A 26,341-nucleotide genomic window follows, 5' to 3' on the forward strand; every position below is an offset into this window, starting at 1 on the left:
CCGGAGCCACCCAACGCGTCCCTCACAAACGCGCTGGACGGCTCCGGCCGGACTAGGAGACTTGCTCGGCGAGAGTGGCCTTGGCCCAGCGATAGTCGGCCTTTCCGCTGGGAGAACGCCTGATCGACGGAACATTCATGACGGTGCGCGGCACTTTGTACCGAGCGACCTGCGACGCGCAATGCTCACCGATCTCGGCAGCGTCCGGGACGTCGAAGCCTTCGCGGGTCGTGATGACCGCAGCGACGCGCTCACCGAACTTTGCATCCGGAATTCCCGCGACCAAAGCGTCGAGCACCGCCGGGTGACTCTTGAGCGCCTGCTCGACCTCTTCCGGATACACCTTCTCCCCGCCGGTGTTGATGCACTGAGAACCACGCCCCAGCAGGACGATCGAGCCGTCGGCTTCCACGCGTCCGACGTCGCCGAGCACCGACATCCGCACCCCGTCGATCACCGGGAACGTAGCCGCGGTCTTGACCGGATCATTGAAGTAGCCGACCGGCACGTGACCACTGCGAGCGATGTAACCGGTCTCGGGCGATCCCGGCTCCAGCGGCCGCATCCTTTCGTCCACGACGCGGGTCTCGTCGCGAGCGGCGATGCGCATCAGGCCGTCTTGACCGATCTCCAGATTGCCGTCGACGCCCGACTCCGAGGAGCCGAATCCGTCGCGGATCACCAGGTTCGGAAGCATCGACTTGAGCTGCTCCCGCAGTGAGAGCGAGAACAAGGCTCCGCCGGACGAGACCATTCCGACCGTGCTGAGGTCGTAATCTGCTGCGTTTGCTGCCAATTCGTCTGCGAGCGGACGTGCCATCGCGTCTCCGACGACGGTGATGGAGACGGCCTTCTCACTTCCGGCGAGCTGGAGCGTCGTCTTCGCGTCGAACCGCGCCATGAGAATTGCGTTGGCGCCCATGAAGAATCCGGTGAACAGCGAGTACGACGCCGCACCGTGCATCAGGGGTGCGGTACTGAGCATGTTCATCGCGGGGACGTTCGGCACCGCGGCGAACAGAGCCTCAGCGGTCGTGTGCGGCGGACCGAACGGATTTCCGCCGGTGAGCGCCGCGAAGTAGAAGTCTTCATGACGCCACATGACGCCCTTGGGCATCCCTGTCGTGCCGCCGGTGTAGATGACGAAGAGGTCGTCGTTGCTGCGGGGCGCGAAGTCACGAGTGGCGGCCTGCTCCGCGGCAGCGTCGGCAAATCGAACGACGTCGACGCCTTCGATATCGCGGACGGCTGACTCGCCGACGACAACGACGTGCTTGATGCCGGGCGCGGCCGGGAGAACCGTCTCCACGACGGAAACGAACTCCTCGTCCACGATCAGTGCCACCGACTGCGAATCGTTGTACAGATAGGTCAGTTCGGCGTCGACGTAGCGATAGTTGACGTTGATCGGGACCGCACGAATCTTGAGGCAGCCGAGCAAACTCTCGACGAACTCGATGCTGTTGCGCATGTGCAGAGCAACGTGATCGCCGGGCCCGACACCGACGCTCGCCAGGTGGCGGGCGATGCGATTCGAGCCCTCGTCCAGCTCGACGTAGGTGCGACGACGACCATCGCACACGAGCGCCGTGCGGTCCGGAATCAGATCCGAGATGCCCTCGTACAGATCTGCCAAATTCAGTGACACTGCTGGTGCCTTCCTTGATGTCCGGCCCGGTGAATTCGGGGCCGACCGTACTGCGTTTTCGGTGGGAACTATCCGACCCTGGAGCCGACGAATGCGGCCGAGAACTGAGCGGATCGGTGGTGACGCAAACGCGTACGCGGTGGGATCGCCGCGTCGCCCCAAGGTGGCATGCAGCGCTCGTGACCCAGATCACCGCTCCCGCTGAGTGAGACTCCTCCTCAGTCGGCCAAACTTCTGTTCAAAACTAGAACTAATTCTGATTTCGCTCGAATGATTTTTTCGGAACGACTACCGAACTCTCGACTTCAAATTAGAATGAATACTAATTTTGCTATACCTACCCGCCAGACCGGATCGAAGGAGCACGACATGACGCAATCACTGAGCTTGGAAGGCAAAGTTGCCGCCGTCACCGGCGCCGGCGCCGGCCTGGGTCGCGCCGAAGCACTCGGACTCGCGGCTGCCGGTGCAGCCGTCATCGTCAACGACATGGGTACAGCGGCCAACGACGTGGTCGACGAGATCAAGGCCGCAGGTGGACAGGCACTCGCCATCACCGGCGACGTCTCCGACTGGTCACTCGGCGGGCGCATCATCGAAGAGGCCGTCAAGAACTTCGGATCATTCGACATCCTCGTCAACAATGCAGGCATCCTGCGCGACAAGATGATCTTCAACCTGACCGAATCCGATTGGGACGACGTCATCCGCGTGCACCTCAAGGGCCACGCGGCCACCTCGCACGCAGCCGCAGTCCACTGGCGCGCAGCCAGCAAGGCAGCCGACGCACCGGTCTATGGCCGCATCATCAACACCTCTTCCGAGGCTTTCCTCTTCGGCAGCGCCGGGCAGCCCAACTACTCGGCAGCCAAGGCCGGTATCACCGCGCTGACGCTCTCGAGCGCAGCAGGTCTCTCCCGCTACGGCGTCCGCACCAACGCGATCTGCCCCCGTGCCCGCACCGCCATGACGGCAGAAGCCTTCGGCGAGAACAACACCGGCGTCGTCGGCCTCGATCCGCTTGCACCCGAGCGCGTCGCGACCCTCGTCAGCTACCTCGCATCCCCCGATTCCGACGAGATCAACGGACAGGTCTTCGTCGTCTACGGCAAGATGGTGGCGTTGATGGAAGCACCCAAAGTCGAGAACCGTTTCGACGCAGCCGGATCCGCGTTCACCGTCGAAGAACTCGGTGGCCAGCTCTCGTCTTACTTCTCCGGCCGTGGGCCGTACGAGACCTACGCCGCCTACAGCATCGCCGGCCTCGAAAAGATCGCACTTGCAGTCGACGAGACCGCAACAGTTTGAGCAGCACTTACGAAGAGGAGCGTTTCATGAGGTTGAACGGCAAGGTAGCGATCGTCACCGGCGGCGCCGGTGGAATCGGTCGTGCTGTCACCCGAGTCTTCGCCCGTGAAGGCGCGAAGGTCCTGTTCGTCGACATCAACGACGAGCAGGGCCAGGCCCTCGAACAAGAACTGGCCGGCTCCGGCAAGTTCCTGAACGTCGACCTTGCTGCCGCCGGTTCGGCCGAGCAGATCCGTGACGCCGCGCTCGAGGCTTTCGGCAAGCTCGACATCCTGGTGAACAACGCTCACGCGTCCCGTCAGGCTCCGTTGCTCGAAACCACGCAGGACATGTTCGACCTGTCCTTCAACACCGGTTTCTACCCCGTTGTCCACCTCATGCAGGCGTGCCACGACGAACTCGCGAAGACCAAGGGTTCGGTCGTCAACTTCGCATCGGGTTCAGGTTTGGACGGAATGCCCACCCAGACGTCCTACGCTGCGGCCAAGGAAGCTGTGCGAGGCCTGACGCGCGTCGTCGCCAACGAGTGGGCGCCGGAAGGCATTCGGGTCAACGTGGTCTGCCCGTTCGCCGCCACCGAAGGCGTCGTCAAGTGGCAGGAAGCCTTCCCTGAGCGCGCAGCCGCATCGGTTGCCAAGGTGCCCCTCGGACGCATCGGTGATCCCGAAACCGACATCGCTCCCGTCGTGGTGTTCCTGGCGAGCGAGGATTCCAAGTACATGACCGGACAGACGTTGATGGCCGACGGCGGCAGCATCAAATTGCGATGAGCGAAATACTTCTCGGTGGGCTCAGCTCACCGAGAAGAGCTTGGCAGCGTTGTCGTGCACGACGGCTCGCAGCCATTCGTCTCCGAGATCGAAGCGCGTAACCGCTTGCAAGGCTGTGAGATACGGGTACGGAATGTTCGGGAAGTCGCTACCGAACAGAATCCGGTCCTGCATGTCGACGAGCCGTGATACGTCCGCCTTCGGGAAGGCACACTGCTCTTCCGTGAAGTCGGTGAACGCCATGGTCGTATCCAGGCGGACATTGCCGTAAGCCTCTGCCAGATCGAGGAATTCGCTGTACTCGGGCATCCCCATGTGGGCGACGATCAACGACAGGCGCGGGTACCGTGCGAGCAGCGAAGCAATGCGATCAGGTCCCGTGTACTCCCCCGGCGCCGGTCCCGATCCACAATGGATCACGATGGGCGTCTCGGAGTCCTCGAGCTGACCCCAGACCTTGTCGAGCAGAGGGTCGTTCGGGTCGTAGTTTCCGACCTGGATGTGGGACTTGAAGATTCGCGCGCCCGAATCCAGGGCCTTTCCGACGTACGACGCCGCCGACTCCTCGGGATAGAACGTGGCCGTGTGCAGGCAATCGGGCGTTTGCGCGGCAAATTCGACGGCCCACTGATTGAGCCACTCGGCCATCGCGTGCTTGTGCGGGTAGATCATCGACGTGAAAGCCCGGACACCGAACTCGCGGAGACGGTGTACCCGCTCCTCCTCGGCAAGTCGGTAGGCGATGGGCCATGGTCGACCGATCATCGGTCCCGCCGAATCGAAGTAGCCCCACACCTTGTCCATAACGCTCTTCGGCATGAAATGGGTGTGGACGTCGATCACGCCAGGAACACCCAACTCGCGCCAAAAAGCCCGAACCTCGGCGATCTCCTCCGGTCCGGTCGATGGGACCTCTTCGGTACACACGTCTGACACCCCTTTCGTTCGCTCGACCATACCGAGTGCCGTCGCGCTCACCGGGACAGGTCGTTGACGGCCCGCACTGAGCACCCGAATGTGAACCCATCTTGCCGATCACCGTTGGAGGTTGAATGTCTCAGGCCGAGTCCGAAGTGGGATCGATCAGTGCAGTCGAGGAACTGCTCGCAATCGAGGAAATCAAGCGTGTGTTCGCCGCGCGCCTACGCTGCATGGACACCAAGCAGTGGCACGTCTACCCAACCCTGCACACCGCAGACGTCGTCAGCGAGACGTGGGGCGGACTCCCGACAGACAAGCAACCCAAGACCGGTGACACCTCGAACCAGGTAGTGGGCATCGACAAACTCACCGCGGCAATTCGGAACATGCTCGACGGCGACATCCCCCTCACCACGGCGCACCACGCACACACTCCCGAAATCGTGCTGACGTCACCCACCACCGCAACCGGTATCTGGGCGATGGAAGACATGCTGTGGTGGAACGACGGCGAGAAAGAACTACACCTGCACGGCTACGGCCACTACCACGAGAAATACCGCAAAGAAGACGGCAAGTGGCTGATCAGCTACCGAACCCTCACCCGGCTCCGTGTCGACCAGGACCCCGGATTCTTCCGATTCATGAAAGCGCTGTGACGAAGTGACCAACCCGCTGTTCCAACCGCTCCGTATCCGTTCGCTCGAATTGTCCAACCGCATAGTCATGTCGCCGATGACGCGCACGTACTCCATCGAGGGCGTGCCCGGCCGGGACGTCGCCGAGTACTACCGCCGACGAGCTGAGGGCGGCACCGGACTGATCGTCACCGAAGGCGTCGCGATCGATCACGAGACTGCTGTCGACCACGCCAACGTCCCCAACCTCCACACTCCCGCTGCTCAGGCCGGATGGCGGAAGGTAGTCGACGACGTGCACGCTGCGGGCGGCAAGATCGTGCCTCAGCTCTGGCACGTCGGACCTTTGTGGGGCGCGATGACGCAGATGGACCCCTCACTCAAGCCGATGCGCCCCTCAGGCGAGTGGGGCCCGCTCGGCGTCACCTCGTACTCCGCTGCCTACGTCGAACGCGCACAGGCCAGCACCGAAGCGATGACCGAGCAGGACATCCAGGACGTCATCGACGCGTACGTCCGTAGCGCGAAGCACGCCGTCGAACTCGGCTTCGACGGCATCGCGATCCACGGCGGTCACGGCTACCTCCTCGATTCCTTCTTCTGGGAGGGCACCAACCAGCGCGACGACGCGTGGGGAGGCGACCTGGAGCGTCGTACCAGGTTCCCGGCCGCCGTCGTCGCCGCGATCCGCGCGGCCATCGGACCGGATCTGCCGATCATCTACCGTTTCTCACAGCACAAGCAGCAGGATTTCACCGCGAAGATCGCGGAAACCCCCGAAGAGTTGGGCGTCATCCTGGGCGCGCTGGTCGACGCCGGAGTCGACGTTCTCGACGCCAGCATCAGGCGTTTCGACGTGCCGGCCTTCGAAGGCAGCGATCTCTCGTTGGCGGGTTGGGCGAAGAAGCTGACCGGCGCCGTCACGATGGCCGTCGGCAGCGTCGGTATCGGAAAGTCGCTGCGGGACAGCCGCATCGAAGGCGTCGCACCTGTAGTCGACAACATCCCACAGCTCGAGGAGCGCATCGGCAGCGGAGAGTTCGATCTGATCGCGATCGGCCGTCTCCATCTCGCCGATCCTGCATTGGCAACTACCCTGCGCGCCGGTGGCCCGCTACCGGCGTTCGATCGAGCGGTGCATGAGGGCAGCTTGATCTAGGGGCTCCGCCCCTGTGCGCCTTTCGGGTAGTTCGCACTACCAAAAAGGCGCACAGGGCCGAAGGCCTTTATGTTCGACCCATGACTACTTTCAACGCCTGGGTCGCCCGCGACAGCGACGGCACCATCGACTTCGCCCCCGAAACCGTCGACGAATCCTTCCTCCCGGCAGGTGAGGTCACCATTCGCGTCGAGTACTCGAGCGTCAACTACAAGGACGCGCTCGCGGTCACGCCGAAAGGCGGGGTGGTTCGCGAGTACCCGATCGTCCCCGGCATCGACGTCGCCGGCGAGGTCATTGCCTCCGAGTCCGACGCATTCGCCCCGGGAGACAAGGTCGTCGCACATGGCTACGAGATCGGGACCGCCCGCAACGGCGGCTACGCCGAGATCGCCCGTTTGCCTGCCGAGTGGGTCGTGAAGCTCGACGGCATTTCCACCGCCGACGCTGCCGCGATCGGCACGGCAGGATTCACCGCAGCCATGAGCGTCCAAGCCATTCTGGCCAGCGGAGTGAAGCCAGCCGACGGTCCCGTCCTGGTGACTGGCGCGAGCGGCGGCGTCGGCACCGTCAGCGTCGACCTTCTGGCAAGCGCAGGCTTCGACGTGGTCGCCTCCAGCGGTAAGCCCGGCGCGGCAGACCTTCTGACGTCACTCGGTGCGTCTTCGGTGATCGGCCGGCTCCCCGAGGATCCCGACGCCAAGCCTCGCCCGCTCGGAAAATCTCAGTGGGCGGCGGCCGTCGACTGCGTCGGTGGAAAGACCCTCGCTCACGTTCTGAGCACGATCAACTACGGCGGTGTTGTCGCTGCCAGCGGATTGACCGGCGGCGCCGCGCTGCCTACGACCGTGCTGCCGTTCATTCTCCGCGGAGTCTCACTGCTGGGCATGGACTCGGTATTGATGCCGATCGAACCCCGTCGCGCGCTGTGGACCCGGCTGGGCTCCGACTTGGCCCCACGTCATCTGAAGGAGATCACGAACCTCGTTGCCGTCCGCGACGTCGTCTCGGTGATCGATCAGGTACGCGAAGGCAAGTACACCGGCCGGGCGCTGGTTCAGGTTGCCGACGGATTCTGAACCGCTCAGAAAAGTGTGAACAGATCTGCCGGTTCTTCGACCGTCGTGGACTTCTCCTTGTAAGGAGAGTTCACGGCGGTCGGTTCCTTCTTCACCGGGGCAGCAAGCGGGACCGATGCGATGTCCCCCGAGACGATGGCGCGTGCGGCTTCGCCGGCCAGCTTGTCTGCCATTTCGTTGTAGTGGTTGCCGACGTGCCCGCGCACCCAGCGAAAGCGCACCGGACCGACTCGATCGGTGATGGCTCGATCGATACTCTGCACCAGTTCGAGGTTCTTGACCGCCCCGCCGCTCGCGGTCTTCCAGCCCTTGCGCTTCCAACTGGGCAACCATTCGGAAGCGCACTTGATGGCGTACTGCGAGTCGGATTCGATGAGTAGAGGATCAGCACCGGGATGGGCGACGACGGCCTCGAACAGAGCACGCAACTCTGCAATCTGGTTGGTGCCGGACGCTTCTCCGCCGGACATGCTCGGACCCTCGTGATTGACCCACGCCCAGCCGATAGCCCCACCGGGGTTTCGCAGACAGGATCCGTCGGTGCTCACGATGATCATGGCTCGGACAATACGTTGCGCCACCGACACACGCCTTAACGGAGGATGGACGGTGGCGATACGCTGACCTCGATGACGCCGCTATCTCCGGTCGACGAAGTCACGGTGACTTCTCAGCGACCACTCGATGCCGCGCTGACGCTCAGCCCGCATCAGCGCGGACCCGGCGACCCCGCACATCGACGGTCAGCCGACGGAGCGATCTGGCGAGTTTCCCGCCAACTTTCGGGTCCTGTGACCTACCGCATCACCCAGTCGGATCGCCATACGGTCCGGGTACAGGCCTGGGGTCCCGGCGCCACGGAATTCCTGAACGGCGCCGAAGCGCTGCTCGGTCTCGACGACGAAGCCGAAGATTTTGCCCCCGAACATCCCAAGCTCGCCGAAGCTCATCGACGCTTCCCTCATCTGCGCATCGGCCGCACCGGCCGCGTCATGGAAGCTCTCGTTCCCGCGATCCTCGAGCAACGAGTCCACGGCATCGACGCATTCGCCGCGTGGCGCCGCCTGCTGACCAAGTTCGGGGAGCGCCCACCCGGCCCTGCGCCCGACGGAATGCGAGTTCCACTCACCGCGGACCAATGGCGTCGAATGCCGTCATGGGAATTCCATCGCGCGAACGTCGATCCAGCGAGGTCCAAGACGATCGTTCAGTGCGCTCGCGTCGCCGACCGCCTCGAGCAGGCATCCACGTTCCCCAGAACCGAGGCGACCAAACGGTTGCGAGCGGTACCCGGCGTCGGGATCTGGACTGCCGCCGAAGTGGCTCAGCGTGCATTCGGCGATTCAGATGCACTCTCGGTCGGCGACTACCACCTCGCTGCCGTCGTCGGGTGGTCACTGCTGGGTGAACCGATCGACGACGCCGAGATGGTGCAGTACCTCGCTCCCCTTCAACCGCATCGATACCGCGCCGTGAGGCTCCTGCAGGTCAGCGGGCAAGCCGTCAAACCCAAGTTCGGTCCGCGAACTGCCGTTGCCGACCACCGTTGGCACTGAGCATCAGGAGTTGGAAAATGTCGACCCGATACGCACACATCGCCTTCTCCCCCGCTGCGGTGGAGCGTCAGCGGTCGACCGGAAGTTTCACCGTGTACGGTTCGAAACTCGATCAGCCCGACGAAGGCCCGATGGAATTCGATTTCCGCGCGCAGGGATTCGTGAAATCCGTGGATTCCTTCTTCATGTCCACGGTGACGCCCGACGGTTGGCCGTACGTCCAACATCGCGGCGGCCCGCGCGGATTCCTGCATGTGTTGGGCCCGAATCGAATCGGATTCGCCGATCTCCCCGGCAATCAGCAATTCGTGACGCTCGGCAATCTGGAAGAGAACAATCGCATCTCGCTGTTCGTCATCGATTACCCGACGCGAACGAGATTGAAGATCTACGGGCGCGCGCAGGTGATCGAAGCGGACGAGGACCCTGCACTACTGCAACAGCTCTTGCAAGTCCCCGGCGGCACCATGACGGCAAAAGCCCAGCGTTCCATCGTCATCGACGTCGAAGCGTTCGACTGGAACTGCAGTCGAAACATCACGCCACGCTTCGACAAGGAGCGCATGGACGAATCCCTCGCTCTGGCACGCCAACCCCTGCAAGCCGAGGTAGATCGGCTTACTGCCGAGGTCGAAGAATTGCGTGCGCGGTTGTCGAAAAACGAATGAGACTAGGCGGTTTCAGGGCACTCGGAGTCGGGTAGCCACCAAACACGGCCCGTCGCGCGGAGACGACGGGTCCCGTTGTGCCCGAGGAGGTCCGCACGATCGATCCAGACGGTGGAGTTCTGGTTAACGAACTGCACCGCCACCATTCACGACTGGTTCCACACAGACAGATTGGCCGTCCCCATGAAACTGTCCCGAACTCTCACCATGTCCGTACTCGTCGTCGCCGCAGTCGGCACCGGAGCCGGCACCGCGGTCGCAGCGCCCCCGAATGCGGGCTTCGATCCGTCCCAACCCCTACTGACACCGACCGCAGAGTCGAACAGCCAGGCGGCGTTGATGCTCTTCCCCGGTAACGATCCGAAGCAGGCCGCGTTCGACACGATGGCCAACGAGGTCAATATCGGCTGGAACAACGGTGGTCTGCAGTCGACCCTGATCGGAGCCAACCTCGGCGTCGGAATCGGCTGCCTGTCGATCTTCCCGAACTTCATCGCCGGCTGCATCGTCGGTGGAGTCATCGGCACGGTTGCCGGAGTCGGCGCAGGAATCACCAACGGAAACCCGAACGCTGCGCCGGCCGTCGAGAAGTTCTTCGCGACTCCTTGAGTAGCGCTCAGCTGTGCGTGTGCCCGGGGGTGGGTGTCTCGTCGTGAAAATGTGTGGCGCCGATCGAATGCAGCAGCTGGTGAACGGTGTCGTCCGCCAGTTGGTATCGCATCGATCGGCCGTCGCGGGTCGCGCTCACCCACCCCTGGCTACGCAGTAGCCGCAGCGCATGTGAGACGGCTGTGCCGCTCATCCCCAGTGCCACGGACAGATCCGTGACGCAGATACCCGGTGCGTGATGAAGGCAGAGCAACAGACGCAGACGGTTGGTGTCGGAGAGAAGCTCGAAGCGACCGGACCAACTGGTGACATCGAGCCCCTCGAGTGCGGCCCTGGCGCGACGAACATCCTCGACGCTCAGCGCGCCACTGGTGTCTGCTGCGCCTGCATTCGTCAACCGACTGCCTCCGTAGAACTTCCGATCCCCCGCCGCAAGTGTACCCAGAAGCGAACCTCGTCAGGCAGACTCCACCACGGCCGCCATACCCTGGCCACCGCCGATACACATGGTCAACAGCGCTTTTCCGCCGCCGCGTCGGCCGAGTTCGTGAAGCGCGGTTGTTGCCATACGCGCGCCCGTCGCTCCCACAGGATGCCCGAGCGAGATGCCGGAACCGTTGACGTTCAGGCGATCGAGGTCCTCGAATCCCCATTCCTTCACGACGCCGAGAACCTGGCACGCAAACGCCTCGTTCAGCTCGACCAGATCGAAATCGGCAAAGCCTGCCCCGGTGCGAGCAAACAGTTTCGAGACGGCGGCAACCGGCCCGAGGCCCATCAGCGCCGGTTCACAACCGGCCGCGGCCCAGCTGTCGAGGAACCCGATGGGTTCCAGCCCCAGCTCGTCCAGACGATCCTCGGCGACCACCAACATCGCTGCCGCAGCGTCATTCTGTTGGCTGGCGTTACCGGCGGTCACGACGCCTCCCTCGGTCACCGCACGCAGCCGTGCCAGGGTTTCGAGTGAGGTATCCGGACGGATCCCCTCGTCAGCACGAAACTGTGTGACGTTCCCTTTTCTATCCGTCTGTTCGACGGCGACGATTTCGGCATCGAATCGGCCGGATTCTCTTGCCAGTGTTGCCTTTCGGTGACTGTCGACGGCGAAGGCGTCCGACTCTTCCCGCGTGATCCCGCAGCGTGTCGCGACGTTCTCGGCCGTTTCGATCATTCCGCTGATCCGACCGAATCGCCACTCGGGTTGCGAGCGCTCGCGGCCACGATCGAGGCGGTCGAACAGTTGCAGCCCACCGGATCTGGTGCCCCACCGCGCCCCGGTGGTGTAGTGCTCGATCCCGCTCATCGATTCGACGCCGCCCGCGAGAACCACGTCGGCCGCACCCGTCTGGACCATCATGGCTGCGGTAACGATGGCCTGCAGACCCGTTCCACATCGGCGATCCGTCTGGAAGCCGGCTACCGAAATCGGCAACCCGGCCTCGAGCGCCGCCCACCTTCCGATGCACGGTGCCTCCGAATTGGCATACGACTGCCCCATCGCGACGTCGTCGATGCGGGACGGATCGATTCCGCTACGACGCACGGTCTCCTTGACGACGGTGGCAGCCAAACTTTCCGCAGGCACGTCCCGAAGTGCCCCTCCGAAACGGCCCACCGCGGTTCTGACCGGCGCGACCAATGCTGCTCGTTTCACAACTGACCTCGAATCTCGTTCTGGAAGAATGGAAAAGGATTCAGGAGACCAACAGGCGCACGGTATCCGCTACCAGCGCAGGTTTACCCGCTCCTTCGATTTCGATCGTGTACCGCACGACTATCGTCGCGCCCTTCGCGGTGCGCTCGAAGGAAAGAATCTCCGCACCTGCCCGCACCGAAGAACCGACCTTGACCGGTTCGGGGAATCGCACCTTGTTGCTTCCGTAGTTCACGGTCATGGAGATTCCGTCGACACGCATCACCTCAGCGCCGAGCACCGGCAACAACGAAAGAGTCAGATAGCCGTGGGCGATGGTGCCGCCGTACGGACCCTGCGCTGCGCGCTCGGGATCCACGTGAATCCACTGGTGATCCTCGGTGGCGTCGGCGAACTTGTCGATCCGATCCTGTGTGACCGGGAACCACGCGCTGTAGCCCAAGTGCTCACCGACAGCCGTCTCTACTTCGTCGATTCCGTTGAAAATTCGCATAGTTCTCTCCTGAAAGGTGTTGAACAGCAAAGAAAAGTGCAGCGCTAATGTGCGCCGCGGCGCAGCGTCAATGTGCGCCGCGGCGCAGCGTGACCCGATACGTGTACTGCTCCGGCAAGAAATAGCTCACCGACAACTCGTTGGCAACGCCCTGCGCGTTGGAGTACAAACGGTCCACCCGCAACATGGCGTGGCCGATTTCGCAATCGACGTCCCTGGCAACGTCCGCCGTGGCCGGGGACACCGTGATCGATTGTGCTGCTTCGACAATCGGACTGTCGATCAGCGGTTCCAGCAAGCCGATCACCGTATTGGCGCTCACCGCACCGGCCGCCATGGCGGGCAGGTCGATGATCTGCCGCGCGATCGCCTCCGGCAGATGCGCCGTCGTCTGCACGAACGGAACTCCCTCGTGTATCCGCCGGAAGACCACGGTGTACACGACGTCGGTGTCGAGCCGAAGCCGACTGGCCGCCTCGATGTCCACGCGCCGTTGCAGCGGTGACACAACTTCCATCGTCGTGTCCCGCGAAAGGTTCATGAGATCTTCGATGGATCCGAGATGACGGAGATAGCGGCCGCTGTTCTCGGTCACGAACGTTCCGCGCCCGGGTACTCGGTACACGATGCCCTCGGCAACCAGATCGTGAAAGGCTCGGCGGACCGTCTGCCGACTCACGCCGTGATGCTGCGCCAGTTCGGATTCGGTGGGCAGTTGAATGCCGTCGCGGTAGGTACCGGCAGAGATCTGCTGACGAAGCTCACGAGAGAGGCGTTGGTACGCCGGCTCCGTCTCTCTTTCCTTACCGCTCATAGCGACATGATCCTACTTGCTCACCGATCCGTCACAGACCGCCGCGGGCAACCAGCTGCGAAACGATCACGTTGCGCTGAATTTCGTTGGTTCCCTCCCCGACGATCATCAGTGGTGCATCACGGAAATACCGCTCGACGTCGTACTCCGTCGAGTAGCCGTAACCGCCGTGGATGCGGACGGCGGACAACGCGATTTCCATCGCCACCTCGGAGGCGTACAGCTTGGCCATGCCCGCCTCCATGTCGCACCGCTCCCCACTGTCGTACATCTGCGCCGCGTGCCACGTCAGCTGCCGTGCGGCCGTCAGCTTCGTTGCCATGTCGGCGAGGTAATTGCCGATCGACTGGTGCTTCCAGATCGGCTGGCCGAAGCTCTCGCGCTGCTGCGCGTAGGCAAGTGAATCCTCGAGTGCGGCCGTGGCGACGCCCAGTGCGCGGCAAGCCACCTGGATACGGCCGGTCTCGAGCCCCTTCATCATCTGCCCGAAACCCTTTCCGGGAGTACCGCCCAGAATGGCCGACTCGGAGATGCGGTAATTGTCGAAGGACAGTTCACAACTCTCGACGCCCTTGTATCCGAGCTTCGGGAGGTCGCGGGAGACGGTCAGCCCTTCGCCGTGCTCGACGAGAACGATCGAGATGCCCGCATGACGAGGGCTTGCGCTTGGATCGGTCTTGCACAGCAAGGCGATCACGCCGGATCGGCGGGCATTGGTGATCCATGTCTTGGCTCCGTTGACGACCAGATCTGTGCCGTCGCTCTTGGCGTTGGTTGTCATGGCCTGCAGATCGGAACCTCCGCCGGGCTCGGTGAGGGCCATCGTTGCCCGGATCTCGCCGGTTGCCATTCGCGGCAGGTACTTCACCTTCTGCTCTTCGGTACCGAACAGCGAGATGAGTTTCGCGACCACCGTGTGACCGCCCATCGCCCCCGCCAGGGACATCCATCCGCGTGACAGTTCCTGCGTCACCTGCGCATAACAGGGCATGGACACCGGCGATCCGCCGTACTCCTCGGGAATCGCGAGCCCGTAGATCCCGATCTGCTTCATCTGATCGATCCACTTCTCGGGATACTCGTTCGCGTGTTCCACCTCCTGGACCGTGGGCTTGACCTCTCGGTCGACGAACCGGCGCACGGTTTCGATCAGGAATGTCTCTTCGTCGTTGAGCTTGAGCATGAATCCGCCTCGACTTGAAATAAGTTTGTACGGCCATATTTCGATATTGTTCGCGCAATGTCAATACCGCGCCTTGACATCGATACGTAGCAACTGCCAGCATCGAGGCAGTTCGTTGCACATCAACGCCGTTCACGGCAGCTCATCCACTTCACAACTGGCCGTACATTTGATTTCCAGATCGAGGTAATCGACACACTATGGACGAGAACCACTACCGCGCCACCAGACGTCGCGCGTCCCTGGTCGCGCCGGGTTCAGACGAGCGCAAGGCACGCAAAGCACTCTTCTCGAACGCAGACGAGGTGATTCTCGACCTCGAAGATGCCGTCACTTCGGCGAACAAGGACCTGGCGCGAACCCTCGTGAGCACCTTGGTGCACGAGTTCGGTAGGGCGCGCACCATCTCGGTCCGAATCAACGGCCTGACCACACCATGGGCCCGCGACGACCTGATCGCCTGCGGCGCCCTCGGAGAATCGCTGACGAGCGTGATCGTCCCGAAGGTCGAGTCCGCCGACGAACTACTCGAGGCCGAGCACATCCTCTTCACTGCCGGTGGGCACCACACCACCCTGCAAGCCCTGATCGAAACTCCGCTCGGCGTCCAGAATGCCGACTCCATCGCCCGCGCGACTCCTCGTCTCCAAGCCGCGATCATCGGATACGCCGATCTCGGTGCAGCGCTCGGCCGTTCACGCTCGGCACTGCCTGAACAATGGCTTGCCGTCCAGGACAGAATCCTGATCGCCTGCCGCGCAGCCGGCGTCGCAGCCATCGACGGGCCCTTTCTCGGCATCACCGACGACGACGCTTTCCGCCGCGCCGCGCGCTGGACCAGCGCTCTCGGGTTCGACGGCAAATGGGTCATCCACCCGGCGCAGATCGACTCGGCCACTACCGCATTCACTCCTTCGGACGACGCCGTCAATGACGCCCGACGGGTACTGACCGCACTCGAAGAAGCCGAAACCCTGGGTTCGGGTGCCGCCCAACTCGACGGCCAGATGCTCGACGAAGCTGTGGCCGTGGCAGCGCGTCGTACGCTTGCCCGAGCCGAAGGAGTCACCGTATGAGCGAGCACTACGTGGGAGGCCCGTACTTCGACGAGCTCACCCATGGTCAGATCTTCGACGAAGCCCCCGCGGTGACGTTGACCAGTGGACTCGCCGCCTCCCATCAGGCGATCATCGGTGACCGCATGCGCCTGCCTCTCGACGCACATCTGTCGTCGAGCGTCACGGGTTCCGCTGCACCAGTGGCGAATCCAGGACTGGTCACCGACATCGCCATCGGTCAGTCAACCGTGGTCACACACCACGTCAAGGCGAACCTCTTCTACCGTGGACTGCGATTCCACCGTTTCCCGGTACTCGGTGACACCCTGTACACGCGCACCGAGGTTGTCGGTCTACGCGAGAACTCGGCCAAGCCGGGACGCGGCGCCACCGGACTTGCCGCGCTACGGATGACGTCTGCTGATCAGAACGGCAACACGGTCCTCGACTTCTACCGCTGCGCCATGCTCCCCCTGAGCCCCGACCCGATCGAGGCGAGAACTCGCCACGCCGACGACCTCGGGGCGATCGGTCCGTCCGAACCGGCTCCGTACGTATCACCTGACGGTTGGGACCTCGACACGTATCGAGAGCGGGTACCCGGCAGGCACTTCGATTCCGATTTGGTGGGCTCCGTCTTCCACAGCAGCGGCGACGTCGTCTCCAGCGCACCCGAACTTGCCCGGCTGAGCTTGAACATCGCAGCGACGCACCACGACGATCGCGTCGGCGCCCACGGTCGCCTCGTCTACGGCGGCCACACCATCGGGATCGCACTCGCCCAGGCGACTCGCGCTCTGCCCAACGTGGTGACGGTTCTCGGGTGGCACTCGTGCGATCACACCGGACCCGTTCACGAGGGCGATACCCTCACGAGCGAACTGCACGTCGAAAACTCGTCGCCCCTCGAACACGGAACCGCAGTGCAACTGCGTTCGCTCGTGTTCTCCCACAATGCTTCTGCAACACAAACTCCGGTTCTCGACTGGCGTTTCACCGTGTTGATGGCATGAGCACACACTCTTCTATCACGGAGGACCACATATGACTCAGAGCCCAGGCCCGCTGTCCGGGCTTCGCATCGTCGAGGTCTCGAGCTTTGTCGCCGCGCCGCTGTGCGGACTGACGCTCTCCCAACTCGGCGCCGAGGTGATCCGGATCGACCCGATCGGAGGTGCCTCCGATTACAATCGCTGGCCCGTCACAGACAAGGGCGAGAGCCTCTACTGGACCGGACTCAACAAAGGCAAACGGTCACTGTCAGTGGACATGCGCGCCGAACGCGGCCAAGAACTGATTCGCCGACTGGTCACGGCGCCGGGACCTGGCGGCGGAATCCTGGTCACCAACGCCGGCGGCCGTAAGTGGATGAGCCACGACTCGCTGGCCCAGTTGCGTAGCGACGTCATCACCCTCGAGATCCTCGGACGCCGCGACGGCAGCCCCGGAGTCGACTACACGGTCAACGCCGCCTTGGGATTTCCACAGATCACCGGCCCCGCCGACTACGCCGGAGTTGTCAACCACGCACTGCCCGCCTGGGACGTCGCATGCGGGCTCTACGCCGCCCTGTCGATCACTGCCGCAGTGCGCCAACGTGACTCGACCGGACATGGATCTCGGATCACGCTCCCACTCGAAGACGTCGCATTGGCCACCGCGGGAACCCTCGGTTATCTCACCGAGGTACAAGTGAACGGTCGCAGTCGCGAGTCCGGCGGAAACGCCGTCTACGGCACGTACGGAATCGATTTCGTCTCCAGCGACAACGAACGGTTCATGATCGTTGCACTCACTACCCGCCATTTCCGCGACCTCGCGTCGGTCACCGGCACCACGGCGGCTGTCGACGCTGTCGAAGCTGCACTCGGAGCCGACTTCTCCGCCGAAGCGGATCGCTACCGTCATCGAGAGGTACTCACTGCTCTGTTCTCACATTGGTTCCGGGAACACAGCGGCGCCGAGATCGCTGCAGCGCTGGACACATCGTCGGTTCTGTTCGAGAGGTACCGCAGTTTCGAGGAAGTGGTGAAATCTGGCGAACTGGAGAACAACCCGATGTTCTCCGCACTCGATCAACCTCGAATCGGAAGCTACCTGGCTGCCGCCAATCCTGCCTCGTTCGACGGCGCACACCTGGGTACCGGACCCGCCTCCGAGGTCGGCGGCGATTCGATCGCGGTGCTCGCCGACATCCTCGGAACCAACGCCGATCACGCCTCGACGCTGATCGCGGACGGCGTGGTCGGGGTTCCGGCGAACTGACCTACCCGGAAGATGTTTTCGGCCTCGGAACATTTGTTCCGAGGCCGAGAACATGTCGAGAGTGCGTCAGAGACCAAGATCCTTCGCGATGATGGTCTTCATGACTTCACTTGTGCCACCGTAGATTCGTGTGACACGCGTGTCTGCGTAAAGACGCGCGATGGGATACTCGGTGATGTAGCCGTACCCGCCGTGCAATTGGAGGCACTTGTCGATCACTCGACCTGCCGCCTCGGTGCAGAACAGTTTCGCCTTCGCTGCGTCGGGAATCGTCAGAGTGCCGCGGTCATGACATTCGAGTGCGTTGTCGGACACCAGCTGGATGGCATCAACCTCGGTAGCGCATTCGGCCAGAACGAATTTGGTGTTCTGGAAGGCCGCGACCGGCTTGCCGAACACCTTGCGGTCCTTGACGTAGTCGATGGCAAAGCGAAGCGCTGCACTGGCAGTGGCGGCCGCTCCGAACGCGATGGTCAACCGCTCCTGAGCCAGGTTGTGGGTCAGATAGCTGAAGCCGTCGCCCTCTTCTCCGAGTCGGTCCTCGACGGGCACCTTGACGTCGACAAACGAAAGCTCCGCAGTGTCGGAGGTCTTGAGCCCGATCTTGTTGATCTTGCGCCCCACCGAGTATCCGGGCGACGACGTATCGATCACCAGAATCGACAACCCCGTGCGCCGGTTCTCCGCTGTGCTGGGCGCGGTACGGCACACCACCAGGACGCGGTCGGCAAGTACTCCACCGGTGATGAACGTCTTGGAACCATTGACCACGTAGTGCGTACCGTCCTCCGACAGCTTGGCCGTGGTCGCGATGTTCGCCAGATCCGATCCTGTTCCCGGTTCGGTCATCGCAATCGCGAACATCAGATCTCCGGAAGCGAAGCCCGGCAACCAGCGGCTCTTCTGTTCTTCGTTCGCGTACTCGAGCAGGTAGGGCAGGATCAGGTTCGTATGCACCGACTGCGAGCCGAACGACGCCCCGGCGGCAGCAACTTCCTCGGCGACGACGACGTTGAACTTGAGCGACTTCTCGCCGCCTCCGCCGTATTCCTCCGGCACCTGAATTCCGAGTACGCCCAGCTCTCCGAGTCGTCGGTAGAAGTCACGGGGCGGGTGACCGTCCTCTTCCCACTTCTCGTGGACCGGGGTTACTTCCTTCGCGATGAAATCGCGAACGGTTGCCCGGAATGCCTCGTGATCCTCGTTGAACACGGTGCGCTGCATGTATGAACTCCAGTCGGTCAAGGGGACAGGGTGATCCTGATCTCACCTTGCCTCAATGTTCCGCATTCGATCCAACACTCATCGGCTATGCGTCCGATAGGGCGTACCAATATGGCCTGACCTGCGATACATAGGCAACCGCTATCGTTCCGATCATCGACGCGACATTGCTCAAAGTGATCCAGAACACGTTGAATGAGTCAGCCGGCAAACACACCACCATCGATCGCTTCGAGGCCGCGCTTCGAGCACGATCGCATCCGCCCACCAGTCTCGAAGGGACGCCACGTGACCCCCATCGCGCCACAGCGTAACGACGTCCAGCCCGAAGCAACAGCAACGCCAGATTCGTCAGCAGTTCCCGTCTTCGGTACCCGCAAGCGTGCGTGGACGATGACCGGGCTCGTCGTTTTCCTCTACATCGTCAACTACGCGGACAAGGCAGTCCTCGGAATCATCGCTCAGCCCCTCGCTCGTGAGCTCGGACTGAAGTCTTCGCAAATCGGCATGGTCGGCTCGCTCTTCTTCCTGATGTTCTGCATCGGTGGATTCCTCGCCGGACCGCTCAACAAGTACCTGACCCTGCGTTGGGCGCTGTTGATCCTGGCCGCAATCTGGTCCGTGGTCATGCTCCCCCTCGTTCTCGGCGCCAGCCTCGCGATGTTGATCGTCTCGCGCATGCTCCTCGGATTTGCCGAAGGCCCCAGTTCGGCGCTGATGCACACCGCGGCGTACTCGTGGCACCCGCCGGCCAAGCGCGGCCTTCCCGGCGCAATGCTCGCCGGATCCGCCTCTGTCGCAAAGATCGCCCTCGCGCCGGTACTGACCTTCATCGCCGTTCATTACGGCTGGCGCGCAGCAGTTCTCTCGCTCTCCGTTCTCGGTCTCGTGTGGATGGGTTGCTGGCTGGCCGGTTGGTCCGAGGGCCCGTACACGAGCAAGGCCGTCAAGGCGACCAAGACTGCAGATACAGAAGCAACCGAGGCAGCCGGGACAGCCACGAAGGCGGTCACCGAGCCCAACGTGCCGTGGCGCAAGATCCTGCTCTCCCGCACCTTCGTCAGCTGCTGCTTCCTCATCGCGACCATCTACGCGCTGACCACCGTCGTCCTCACCTGGTTGCCGTCGTACTTCGAGGTCGGCCTCGGATACAGTGCGATGCAGGCCGGTTCGATGTTCGCGCTGCCCTCGATCGTCGGTCTCGTCCTCATGATCACCTCCGGTTCCGTCACGGACAAGTTGATCGGCCGCGGCTTCACCTCTCGTACGGTTCGCGTCATCGTTCCCTGTGTCGGCGTTCTGATCTGCGGATCGATTCTCCTGTTCCTGCCACAGATCTCCACTCCCATCGTCGCTGTCGCCATGGTCTCGATCGGCTACGGGTTCTCGGCAATCACCTTCCCGCTCATCAACGCTGCGATCTCGGAGCTGTGCCCGCCGCAGCAGACTGCCGGAACGATGGGATTCTTCCTCGCCATCATGTCGATCGGTGGCCTGATTGCTCCTTACGCAACGGGAGTCATCGTGGACAACGCTGCAACCCCGGCCGACGGTTACGCCCAGTCCTTCCAGGCAATCGGCGTCATCGGAGTGATCGCCGCGGTTCTGGTCCTCGTCTTCGCCAATCCCGAGCGCGATCGCAAGCTCATCCGAGGCTGAGTACTCCACGTATAGCCATTCGCTAACAAAGCCATTCACCGAAAGACATTGCCGGGTCGACCCGCTCGTGATCGACTCGAGACACGCCCCGACCGCACAGTCGCAGAACCGGGCACGAACAGCAGGAGAGATACATGCGAGATGCCGTCATCGTCGACGCAGTACGTACACCGATCGGCCGTCGCGGCCGCGCCCTCTCGGAGATCCATCCGGCCGAGTTGTCCGCCCATGTACTGCGTGCGCTCGCTGAACGGACCGGACTCGACGCGGCGACGGTCGACGACGTGATCTGGGGTTGCGTCAGTCAGGTCGGCGAGCAGGCCGGAAGCATCGCCCGCACAGCGGCACTCGCCGCCGGCTGGCCCGACAGCGTTCCCGGCGTCACGCTGACCCGGGCCTGCGGATCGAGCCAGCAGGCAGTTTCCTTTGCTGCGGCCACCGTCATCTCCGGTCAGAACGACGTGGTCGTAGCCGGAGGCGTCGAATCGATGTCACGAGTACCGATGGGTACCGCCAGCAAGAACGGTGAGCATTTTCCGGCTTCGGTACTCGAACGCTACGGGGTGGACGGTTTCAGCCAGGGGACCGGCGCCGAGATGATGGCCCGCAAATGGGCACTCACACGAACAGCTCTGGACGAATACTCCCTCCGCTCACACGAACTCGCGGCCCGTGCCACCGATGAAGGGGCATTCACCGGGCAGATCACTCCGATCGCGGGCTTGTCCCAGGACGAAGGGATTCGGCGAGGCGGAAGTGTGGAGTCGCTCGCGAAGTTGCCCCCGGCCTTCGACACCGACGGTGCCATCCACGCCGGCAACTCTTCTCAGATCTCCGACGGGGCGGGCGCCACACTCGTCACGACCAGCGAGTACGCCCGGGCACGCGGGTGGAAGCCGCTCGTTCGTATTCACACCGCAGTGGTCGCAGCCGACGACCCGGTCATCATGCTCACCGGTCCGATTGCCGCCACCGCAAAGGCATTGGACCGCTCCGGATTGTCCATCGACGACATCGGCGCCTTCGAGATCAACGAGGCATTCGCCCCCGTCCCGCTTGCCTGGCAGGCTGAAACCGGCGCAGCCATCGATCGTGTGAATCCGCTCGGCGGCGCTATCGCGGTCGGCCACCCACTCGGCGGATCAGGTGCGATCTTGATGACTCGCCTGGCACATCACATGCGCGACAACGGAATTCGCTACGGTCTCCAGTCGATGTGCGAGGCCGGCGGCATGGCCAATGCGACCATTCTCGAATTGATCTGACCCGACAACGCTTTCGGGCCGACACGTCATCCAGCAGGAAAGAAGAATTGATCCATGAAACTCGAGGGACTTTCCACCGCGATCACCGGCGGCGCTTCAGGCCTCGGCCTGGCAACCGCTCGACGGCTGCTCGACGCCGGAGCGCAGGTCACGTTGATCGATCTGCCTTCGTCCGACGGTAAGCAGGTGGCGGCCGATCTCGGTGCTGCCGCACAATTCGCCCCGGCCGACGTCACCGACAGCGAACAATTCGCCGAAGCACTCGACGCGGCGCACGAGCGCGGCGGCCTCCGCGGCGTCGTCCACTGCGCGGGTGCCGGGCGTCGTATGCGCATTCTCGACAAGGACGGAAAAGCCGGATCGGTCGAAGATTTCGAGTTCGTCGTCAAGCTGAATCTTGTCGGTTCGTTCAACGCACTCCGTCTCGGCGCCGAGCGGATGGCGGAACTCGACGCCGTGGACGGTGAGCGAGGTGCCATCATCATGACGGCGTCGGTCGCAGCATTCGAAGGTCAGATCGGTCAGATCAACTACACAGCGTCCAAAGCCGGCATCGTCGGTATGACGGTCACCGCTGCCCGCGATCTCGCCAGCCGCGGAATTCGCGTCAACACCATTGCTCCCGGCATCATGGACACTCCCCTCCTGGCGCGCCTACGCGAAGACGTGCGCACGGCCCTCGAAGCCTCTGTTCCCAATCCCTCACGACTGGGTCGTCCGGACGAGTTCGGCCAGCTCGCCGTCTCGATGCTCGAGAACGGCTACCTCAACGGCGAGACCATCAGACTCGACGGCGCTATCCGAATGGCTCCCCGGTGACGGGCACCAGCGTGATCGCCAATCCACAACTGCGGCACAACATGCACTACCCGGATACCACCATGGCGTACTGGGCGCCCAGCATGGCGGCGCTCTACGGTGACCGCCTCGCCGTCGTGGACGGCGAGCGTACGTGCACCTTCCGCGAACTCGGTCAGCGCAGTGCGCAATTCGCCGGCGCACTGCGGCAAGCCGGGGTGGGCGTCGGCGACGTGGTGTTGATGCACCTCGGGAACTGCGTCGAGTTCCTCCAGGCTTACTACGGATGCCTACAGGCCGGGGCGACAGTCACATTGGTCAACCCACTGCAGCCAGAGCTCGGCCTGCGCAAGCAGATCGAAGAGACGTCCGCCGTTGCTGCAGTGACTCAGAGTTCGCAGCTGCACGTACTGCTCGCGGCCGCTTCAGGAACCTCCGTGCGTACGATCGTGATGGTCCAGGACACCGAGGGCGCGCTCGACACACCGGAGTCGGTCGTCGCATTCGACTCCTTCATCGCCGATCTACCCACCGAATTCACCCCTGCCTCGGTTCGTAGCGACGACATCGCACACATCGCGTTCACCGGCGGAACCACCGGAGTCTCCAAAGGTGTTCGTGTTCTTCACCGCAACGTCGTCGGCAACATCACGCAGATGTGTGGGTGGAGAACCGGTCACGAGTTGGAAGCAGGTCCTGACGGTCTCGTCACGCCTCGACGCATCGACGGCCTCGACGTGCTCGGTCCGACGCCCGGGACCGGGGCGACCATCGTGGTCTCCCCTCTCTTCCACGCACATTCGTTGCTCAACACGTCGTTCCTGTTGATTTCCGGTCTCACCCAGGTGTTCGCCGGTCGGTTCGAACCCGGCCGGATGCTCGAGCTGATCGAAAAGCACGAGGCCACCTATCTCACCGGGTCTCCCGCCATGTGGCACGCACTGTCGGTTCATCCCGACGCTACGGTGCGCAACACCGACAGCGTGTGCGTCGTGTCTTCGGGTGCCGCCCCGATCGACAGTGTCACGCTCGCCGCACTCCGCCGGGCATTTCCCAAAGCGCTCGTCGTCGAAGGGTACGGGCTGACCGAGGCCACCTGTGTGGTCACGGCCGCTCCGCTGATCAACGGCTCGGAATATCGGCAGAGCAGCGTCGGCCTCCCGATCTTCGACACCGAAATCCAGATTCGCGATCAGCTCGACCGGAAGACCGTTCTAGGCGAGAACGAACGCGGCGAACTCTGGGTGCGTGGACCTCAGGTCACCGACGGCTATCTCGGACACCCGGAAACCACCGCAGAACAGTTCGTCGACGGCTGGTTGGATACGGGAGACATCGCGTACCTGGACTCGGACGGATACCTCTTCATCTGTGACCGGGCCAAGGACATGCTCATCTACAAGGGGTACAACGTCTATCCGCGTGAACTCGAAGAGATTCTGGTCTCGCACCCGGCGATCTCGACTGCCGCGGTTGTCGGCCGCGAAGTGGGGAGCAACGGCCAGGAGCCCGTAGCCTTCGTCGTGATGATTCCGGGCGCCGAGTTCGACGCCGAGCAGATCAAGGCGTTCGTCGCCGAGCAGGTGCTGCCGTACAAGAAGATTCGCGAAGTCGTCGAGGTAGAACTCCTTCCGACATCGGCTGCCGGTAAGGTCCTCAAGACCGACCTCCGCTCGAGACTTCTCGAATCCGTCGATCAGAAAGGCGGTTCCAGGTGACAACCTTCGCAGACCTGACGTCGCAACTGCGTGTCCCGGTTCTCGCTTCACCGATGTTCATCATCTCGACCCCTGACCTCGTCATCGCGCAGTGCACCTCTGGCATCATCGGGTCCTTCCCGGCACTGAATGCTCGTCCGCAGTCAGCACTTCGGGATTGGCTCAAACTGATCACCGTGGCTCGTGAGGAACATGATCGTGAGCACCCGGAGAATCCGTCGGCGCCATTTGCCGTCAACCTCATCGTCCACCGGTCCAACAACCGCCTGGAAGAGGATCTGGCGACCATCGCCGAGTTCGAGGTTCCGATCGTCATCACGTCCCTCGGCGCTCGCACCGACATCAACGACGCAGTCCACGCATACGGCGGAATCGTTCTCCATGACGTCATCGACAATCGCTTTGCACGCAAGGCGATCGAGAAGGGCGCCGACGGACTGATCGCGGTAGCTGCCGGGGCCGGTGGTCATGCCGGTAGGCAGTCGCCGTTTGCCCTGATTCGGGAGATTCGTGAGTGGTTCGCCGGTCCACTGCTGTTGTCAGGTGCCATCGCTCATGGTGATTCGATTCTCGCTGCGCTCGCGGCCGGGGCCGATTTGGCATACGTCGGATCAGCTTTCATCGCAACCGAAGAGGCTAACGCGGATCCTGCGTACAAGGAGATGATCGTGGGTTCAGGGGCCTCCGACATCGTCTATTCCAACCTGTTCACCGGAGTACACGGAAACTACCTGCGGGGCAGCATCGTTGCCGCCGGCTTGGACCCCGACAACCTGGCCGAATCCGATCCATCCGCAATGAGTTTCGCGACCAACGACACCGATACCAAGGCCTGGCGTGACATCTGGGGCGCCGGACAGGGCATCGGAGCGATCGATGCAGTCCTTCCGACGCATGCAGTAGTAGAGCGTCTCGCCGCCGAGTACTCTGCCGCGCGAGAACGTATCTGCCGACTCTAGTGCTGTGACCGGCGTTCGTCGGACAGGTACTCGTGGATCAGGTTCACGAATACCTGTCCCACCGGCGACAACGTCGAGGGGTCGAAGGCGAGACCGTACGCACGCAGGAATCTCGGCTCGCAGGCCCGTTCCACCACCTGACCAGGCATCGATTTCGCCACCGAGCGCTCGACCAACGAGCCGCCGAGTCCGGCGATGACCATCGGGAGCCGCGACTCCCGTTGCTCGGTCACCACCGCGAGTTCCGTTCTGGTACCGGCCTTTCGGATCGAATCTTCGATCGCGTCACCCATCGCTGCCCCGCGAGGAACGAATACCATGGGAATGTCCGGCATTTCCGAAAGGCGTACCGGCCCCTCGGGTAGTTCCGTTCCAGCCGGGTAGACCAGGCGGTATTCCTGCTCCCCCAATTCGACGATTTCGAGCCCTTCGCCCGCCTCGAGCGGCAGATGAGCCACCGCGAATTCGCAGTGGCCGTCCCGGATGAGACTTTCCAGATTGTCCTCACGCTCGAGTTCCGAGAATCTGACTCGCGCTTGCGGATACCGTCGACAGAACTCCGCAATCAGATCGACGATCGTCCCCGAGGTCAGTGCAGGGAAAGCCATGATGTCGAGGCGACCGACGATGGCGCCATCGGATGCCGTCAACTGTTCAGCCGCCGCAGCTACGTCTCGCAAAACCTGTCGACTCGGGCCGACCAGACTGCGACCGGCAGCACTGAGCACCATGCCGCGCCCGATGCGGTGGAACAGCCTCACTCCCAGTTCACGTTCGAGCCCGCGCAACGCTTGTGACACGGTCGGCTGAGCAACGCCGAGAGCCGCTGCGGCGCCGTTGATCCCCTTGTTCTCGACCACTGCGAGGAAGTACTCCATCTGCCGGAACTCCACAG

26 protein-coding genes are annotated in these 26,341 nt (G+C 63.0%); 16 read left to right on the forward strand and 10 right to left on the reverse strand.

Annotated features, from left to right (window positions below):
• Window positions 1–52: 52 nt before the first annotated feature.
• Window positions 53–1,648, reverse strand: coding sequence for an acyl-CoA synthetase (locus P0M12_RS07675; RefSeq protein WP_064687742.1), 1,596 nt, complete (start codon window positions 1,646–1,648; stop codon window positions 53–55).
• A 369-nt stretch (window positions 1,649–2,017) separates the two neighbouring features.
• Here P0M12_RS07675 and P0M12_RS07680 point away from each other — a divergent pair, with 369 nt between their 5' ends.
• Window positions 2,018–2,956, forward strand: a complete 939-nt coding sequence (locus P0M12_RS07680; RefSeq protein ID WP_064074262.1) for a 3-oxoacyl-ACP reductase — start codon at window positions 2,018–2,020, stop codon at window positions 2,954–2,956.
• 26 nt (window positions 2,957–2,982) lie between these two features.
• Complete coding sequence (locus P0M12_RS07685; protein ID WP_007729453.1) at window positions 2,983–3,726, forward strand: SDR family oxidoreductase; 744 nt, start codon at window positions 2,983–2,985, stop codon at window positions 3,724–3,726.
• A gap of 21 nt (window positions 3,727–3,747) precedes the next feature.
• Here the strand turns inward: P0M12_RS07685 and P0M12_RS07690 are convergent, their stop codons facing one another.
• The gene (locus P0M12_RS07690) at window positions 3,748–4,653 is read right to left on the reverse strand and encodes an amidohydrolase family protein (protein ID WP_172403435.1); all 906 of its coding nucleotides are present in this window, start codon (window positions 4,651–4,653) and stop codon (window positions 3,748–3,750) included.
• 125 nt (window positions 4,654–4,778) lie between these two features.
• Between P0M12_RS07690 and P0M12_RS07695 the strand changes: the two genes are divergently transcribed.
• From P0M12_RS07695 to P0M12_RS07705, 3 genes are all read left to right on the forward strand, one after another.
• Window positions 4,779–5,306 carry a nuclear transport factor 2 family protein gene (locus tag P0M12_RS07695; RefSeq protein WP_003939692.1) on the forward strand — a complete coding sequence of 176 codons (528 nt, stop codon included), beginning with the start codon at window positions 4,779–4,781 and terminating at the stop codon, window positions 5,304–5,306.
• Between the two features lie 4 nt (window positions 5,307–5,310).
• The gene (locus P0M12_RS07700; protein ID WP_050654615.1) at window positions 5,311–6,444 is read left to right on the forward strand and encodes a 12-oxophytodienoate reductase; all 1,134 of its coding nucleotides are present in this window, start codon (window positions 5,311–5,313) and stop codon (window positions 6,442–6,444) included.
• Window positions 6,445–6,524: 80 nt separating this feature from the next.
• On the forward strand, window positions 6,525–7,523 hold the full coding sequence (locus tag P0M12_RS07705; protein ID WP_064074261.1) for an MDR family oxidoreductase: 999 nt from the start codon (window positions 6,525–6,527) through the stop codon (window positions 7,521–7,523).
• A 5-nt stretch (window positions 7,524–7,528) separates the two neighbouring features.
• On the opposite strand, the gene P0M12_RS07710 is transcribed toward P0M12_RS07705, so the two are convergent.
• Window positions 7,529–8,080 (reverse strand): ribonuclease H, encoded by a 552-nt coding sequence (locus P0M12_RS07710; RefSeq protein WP_054188389.1) that lies wholly within the window; start codon window positions 8,078–8,080, stop codon window positions 7,529–7,531.
• A 45-nt stretch (window positions 8,081–8,125) separates the two neighbouring features.
• Between P0M12_RS07710 and P0M12_RS07715 the strand changes: the two genes are divergently transcribed.
• From P0M12_RS07715 to P0M12_RS07725, 3 genes are all read left to right on the forward strand, one after another.
• Entirely contained in the window at window positions 8,126–9,079 is a 954-nt protein-coding gene (locus tag P0M12_RS07715) for a DNA-3-methyladenine glycosylase (protein ID WP_042923994.1), read from the forward strand.
• A gap of 17 nt (window positions 9,080–9,096) precedes the next feature.
• Complete coding sequence (locus tag P0M12_RS07720) at window positions 9,097–9,747, forward strand: pyridoxamine 5'-phosphate oxidase family protein (protein WP_003940212.1); 651 nt, start codon at window positions 9,097–9,099, stop codon at window positions 9,745–9,747.
• A gap of 111 nt (window positions 9,748–9,858) precedes the next feature.
• Window positions 9,859–10,356, forward strand: coding sequence for a hypothetical protein (locus tag P0M12_RS07725; protein ID WP_058226585.1), 498 nt, complete (start codon window positions 9,859–9,861; stop codon window positions 10,354–10,356).
• Between the two features lie 7 nt (window positions 10,357–10,363).
• Here P0M12_RS07725 and P0M12_RS07730 read toward each other — a convergent pair whose 3' ends face one another.
• The 5 genes from P0M12_RS07730 to P0M12_RS07750 form a co-directional block, all read right to left on the reverse strand.
• A complete protein-coding gene (locus P0M12_RS07730) occupies window positions 10,364–10,753 on the reverse strand; it encodes a metalloregulator ArsR/SmtB family transcription factor (RefSeq protein WP_003940184.1) in 390 nt (129 codons plus the stop codon).
• Window positions 10,754–10,813: 60 nt separating this feature from the next.
• On the reverse strand, window positions 10,814–12,010 hold the full coding sequence (locus tag P0M12_RS07735) for an acetyl-CoA C-acetyltransferase (RefSeq protein WP_007729476.1): 1,197 nt from the start codon (window positions 12,008–12,010) through the stop codon (window positions 10,814–10,816).
• A 40-nt stretch (window positions 12,011–12,050) separates the two neighbouring features.
• Window positions 12,051–12,503, reverse strand: coding sequence for a MaoC family dehydratase (locus P0M12_RS07740; RefSeq protein ID WP_277377567.1), 453 nt, complete (start codon window positions 12,501–12,503; stop codon window positions 12,051–12,053).
• Window positions 12,504–12,570: 67 nt separating this feature from the next.
• Complete coding sequence (locus P0M12_RS07745) at window positions 12,571–13,317, reverse strand: GntR family transcriptional regulator (RefSeq protein WP_003940169.1); 747 nt, start codon at window positions 13,315–13,317, stop codon at window positions 12,571–12,573.
• Window positions 13,318–13,348: 31 nt separating this feature from the next.
• The gene (locus P0M12_RS07750; protein ID WP_003940468.1) at window positions 13,349–14,500 is read right to left on the reverse strand and encodes an acyl-CoA dehydrogenase family protein; all 1,152 of its coding nucleotides are present in this window, start codon (window positions 14,498–14,500) and stop codon (window positions 13,349–13,351) included.
• Between the two features lie 200 nt (window positions 14,501–14,700).
• Here P0M12_RS07750 and P0M12_RS07755 point away from each other — a divergent pair, with 200 nt between their 5' ends.
• Genes P0M12_RS07755 through P0M12_RS07765 form a run of 3 tightly spaced genes read left to right on the forward strand, consistent with a single transcriptional unit; the run spans window position 14,701 to window position 17,823 of the window.
• On the forward strand, window positions 14,701–15,576 hold the full coding sequence (locus P0M12_RS07755) for a CoA ester lyase (RefSeq protein ID WP_277377568.1): 876 nt from the start codon (window positions 14,701–14,703) through the stop codon (window positions 15,574–15,576).
• A complete protein-coding gene (locus P0M12_RS07760) occupies window positions 15,573–16,571 on the forward strand; it encodes a MaoC family dehydratase (protein ID WP_277377569.1) in 999 nt (332 codons plus the stop codon). Before P0M12_RS07755 ends, P0M12_RS07760 begins: the two co-directional genes overlap by 4 nt.
• Before the next feature lie 31 nt (window positions 16,572–16,602).
• Window positions 16,603–17,823 carry a CoA transferase gene (locus P0M12_RS07765; protein WP_277377570.1) on the forward strand — a complete coding sequence of 407 codons (1,221 nt, stop codon included), beginning with the start codon at window positions 16,603–16,605 and terminating at the stop codon, window positions 17,821–17,823.
• Window positions 17,824–17,889: 66 nt separating this feature from the next.
• On the opposite strand, the gene P0M12_RS07770 is transcribed toward P0M12_RS07765, so the two are convergent.
• Window positions 17,890–19,047: an acyl-CoA dehydrogenase family protein gene (locus tag P0M12_RS07770; RefSeq protein ID WP_003940617.1), complete on the reverse strand. Its 1,158-nt coding sequence runs from the start codon at window positions 19,045–19,047 to the stop codon at window positions 17,890–17,892.
• Between the two features lie 195 nt (window positions 19,048–19,242).
• Here P0M12_RS07770 and P0M12_RS07775 point away from each other — a divergent pair, with 195 nt between their 5' ends.
• The 5 genes from P0M12_RS07775 to P0M12_RS07795 all read left to right on the forward strand — a co-directional run bounded on the left by P0M12_RS07775 (window position 19,243) and on the right by P0M12_RS07795 (window position 25,446).
• On the forward strand, window positions 19,243–20,706 hold the full coding sequence (locus tag P0M12_RS07775; protein WP_174519483.1) for an MFS transporter: 1,464 nt from the start codon (window positions 19,243–19,245) through the stop codon (window positions 20,704–20,706).
• Between the two features lie 134 nt (window positions 20,707–20,840).
• A complete protein-coding gene (locus P0M12_RS07780; RefSeq protein WP_030537190.1) occupies window positions 20,841–21,971 on the forward strand; it encodes a thiolase family protein in 1,131 nt (376 codons plus the stop codon).
• A 54-nt stretch (window positions 21,972–22,025) separates the two neighbouring features.
• Window positions 22,026–22,790 carry an SDR family NAD(P)-dependent oxidoreductase gene (locus P0M12_RS07785; protein ID WP_007729494.1) on the forward strand — a complete coding sequence of 255 codons (765 nt, stop codon included), beginning with the start codon at window positions 22,026–22,028 and terminating at the stop codon, window positions 22,788–22,790.
• Window positions 22,791–22,831: 41 nt separating this feature from the next.
• The gene (locus tag P0M12_RS07790; RefSeq protein ID WP_172827034.1) at window positions 22,832–24,487 is read left to right on the forward strand and encodes an AMP-binding protein; all 1,656 of its coding nucleotides are present in this window, start codon (window positions 22,832–22,834) and stop codon (window positions 24,485–24,487) included.
• On the forward strand, window positions 24,484–25,446 hold the full coding sequence (locus P0M12_RS07795; RefSeq protein WP_042448540.1) for a nitronate monooxygenase family protein: 963 nt from the start codon (window positions 24,484–24,486) through the stop codon (window positions 25,444–25,446). The genes P0M12_RS07790 and P0M12_RS07795 overlap by 4 nt, the downstream gene beginning before the upstream one ends.
• On the opposite strand, the gene P0M12_RS07800 is transcribed toward P0M12_RS07795, so the two are convergent.
• A complete protein-coding gene (locus P0M12_RS07800; protein ID WP_003939949.1) occupies window positions 25,443–26,339 on the reverse strand; it encodes a LysR family transcriptional regulator in 897 nt (298 codons plus the stop codon). The genes P0M12_RS07795 and P0M12_RS07800 overlap by 4 nt on opposite strands.
• Window positions 26,340–26,341 lie beyond the last annotated feature (2 nt).

This window comes from Rhodococcus sp. RCBS9, from assembly GCF_029457415.1.
Taxonomy (GTDB): domain Bacteria; phylum Actinomycetota; class Actinomycetes; order Mycobacteriales; family Mycobacteriaceae; genus Rhodococcus_F; species Rhodococcus_F qingshengii.

Excerpts from the sequence above, each read along its gene's own strand:
- P0M12_RS07680 (WP_064074262.1), top strand. The coding sequence starts at position 2,018 with ATGACGCAATCACTGAGCTTGGAAGGCAAAGTTGCCGCCGTCACCGGC.
- P0M12_RS07685 (WP_007729453.1), top strand. The coding sequence starts at position 2,983 with ATGAGGTTGAACGGCAAGGTAGCGATCGTCACCGGCGGCGCCGGTGGA.
- P0M12_RS07695 (WP_003939692.1), top strand. The coding sequence starts at position 4,779 with ATGTCTCAGGCCGAGTCCGAAGTGGGATCGATCAGTGCAGTCGAGGAA.
- P0M12_RS07705 (WP_064074261.1), top strand. The coding sequence starts at position 6,525 with ATGACTACTTTCAACGCCTGGGTCGCCCGCGACAGCGACGGCACCATC.
- P0M12_RS07710 (WP_054188389.1), bottom strand. The coding sequence starts at position 8,080 with ATGATCATCGTGAGCACCGACGGATCCTGTCTGCGAAACCCCGGTGGG.
- P0M12_RS07715 (WP_042923994.1), top strand. The coding sequence starts at position 8,126 with ATGGACGGTGGCGATACGCTGACCTCGATGACGCCGCTATCTCCGGTC.
- P0M12_RS07720 (WP_003940212.1), top strand. The coding sequence starts at position 9,097 with ATGTCGACCCGATACGCACACATCGCCTTCTCCCCCGCTGCGGTGGAG.
- P0M12_RS07740 (WP_277377567.1), bottom strand. The coding sequence starts at position 12,503 with ATGCGAATTTTCAACGGAATCGACGAAGTAGAGACGGCTGTCGGTGAG.
- P0M12_RS07745 (WP_003940169.1), bottom strand. The coding sequence starts at position 13,317 with ATGAGCGGTAAGGAAAGAGAGACGGAGCCGGCGTACCAACGCCTCTCT.
- P0M12_RS07750 (WP_003940468.1), bottom strand. The coding sequence starts at position 14,500 with ATGCTCAAGCTCAACGACGAAGAGACATTCCTGATCGAAACCGTGCGC.
- P0M12_RS07755 (WP_277377568.1), top strand. The coding sequence starts at position 14,701 with ATGGACGAGAACCACTACCGCGCCACCAGACGTCGCGCGTCCCTGGTC.
- P0M12_RS07760 (WP_277377569.1), top strand. The coding sequence starts at position 15,573 with ATGAGCGAGCACTACGTGGGAGGCCCGTACTTCGACGAGCTCACCCAT.
- P0M12_RS07765 (WP_277377570.1), top strand. The coding sequence starts at position 16,603 with ATGACTCAGAGCCCAGGCCCGCTGTCCGGGCTTCGCATCGTCGAGGTC.
- P0M12_RS07770 (WP_003940617.1), bottom strand. The coding sequence starts at position 19,047 with ATGCAGCGCACCGTGTTCAACGAGGATCACGAGGCATTCCGGGCAACC.
- P0M12_RS07775 (WP_174519483.1), top strand. The coding sequence starts at position 19,243 with ATGAGTCAGCCGGCAAACACACCACCATCGATCGCTTCGAGGCCGCGC.
- P0M12_RS07780 (WP_030537190.1), top strand. The coding sequence starts at position 20,841 with ATGCGAGATGCCGTCATCGTCGACGCAGTACGTACACCGATCGGCCGT.
- P0M12_RS07785 (WP_007729494.1), top strand. The coding sequence starts at position 22,026 with ATGAAACTCGAGGGACTTTCCACCGCGATCACCGGCGGCGCTTCAGGC.
- P0M12_RS07790 (WP_172827034.1), top strand. The coding sequence starts at position 22,832 with ATGCACTACCCGGATACCACCATGGCGTACTGGGCGCCCAGCATGGCG.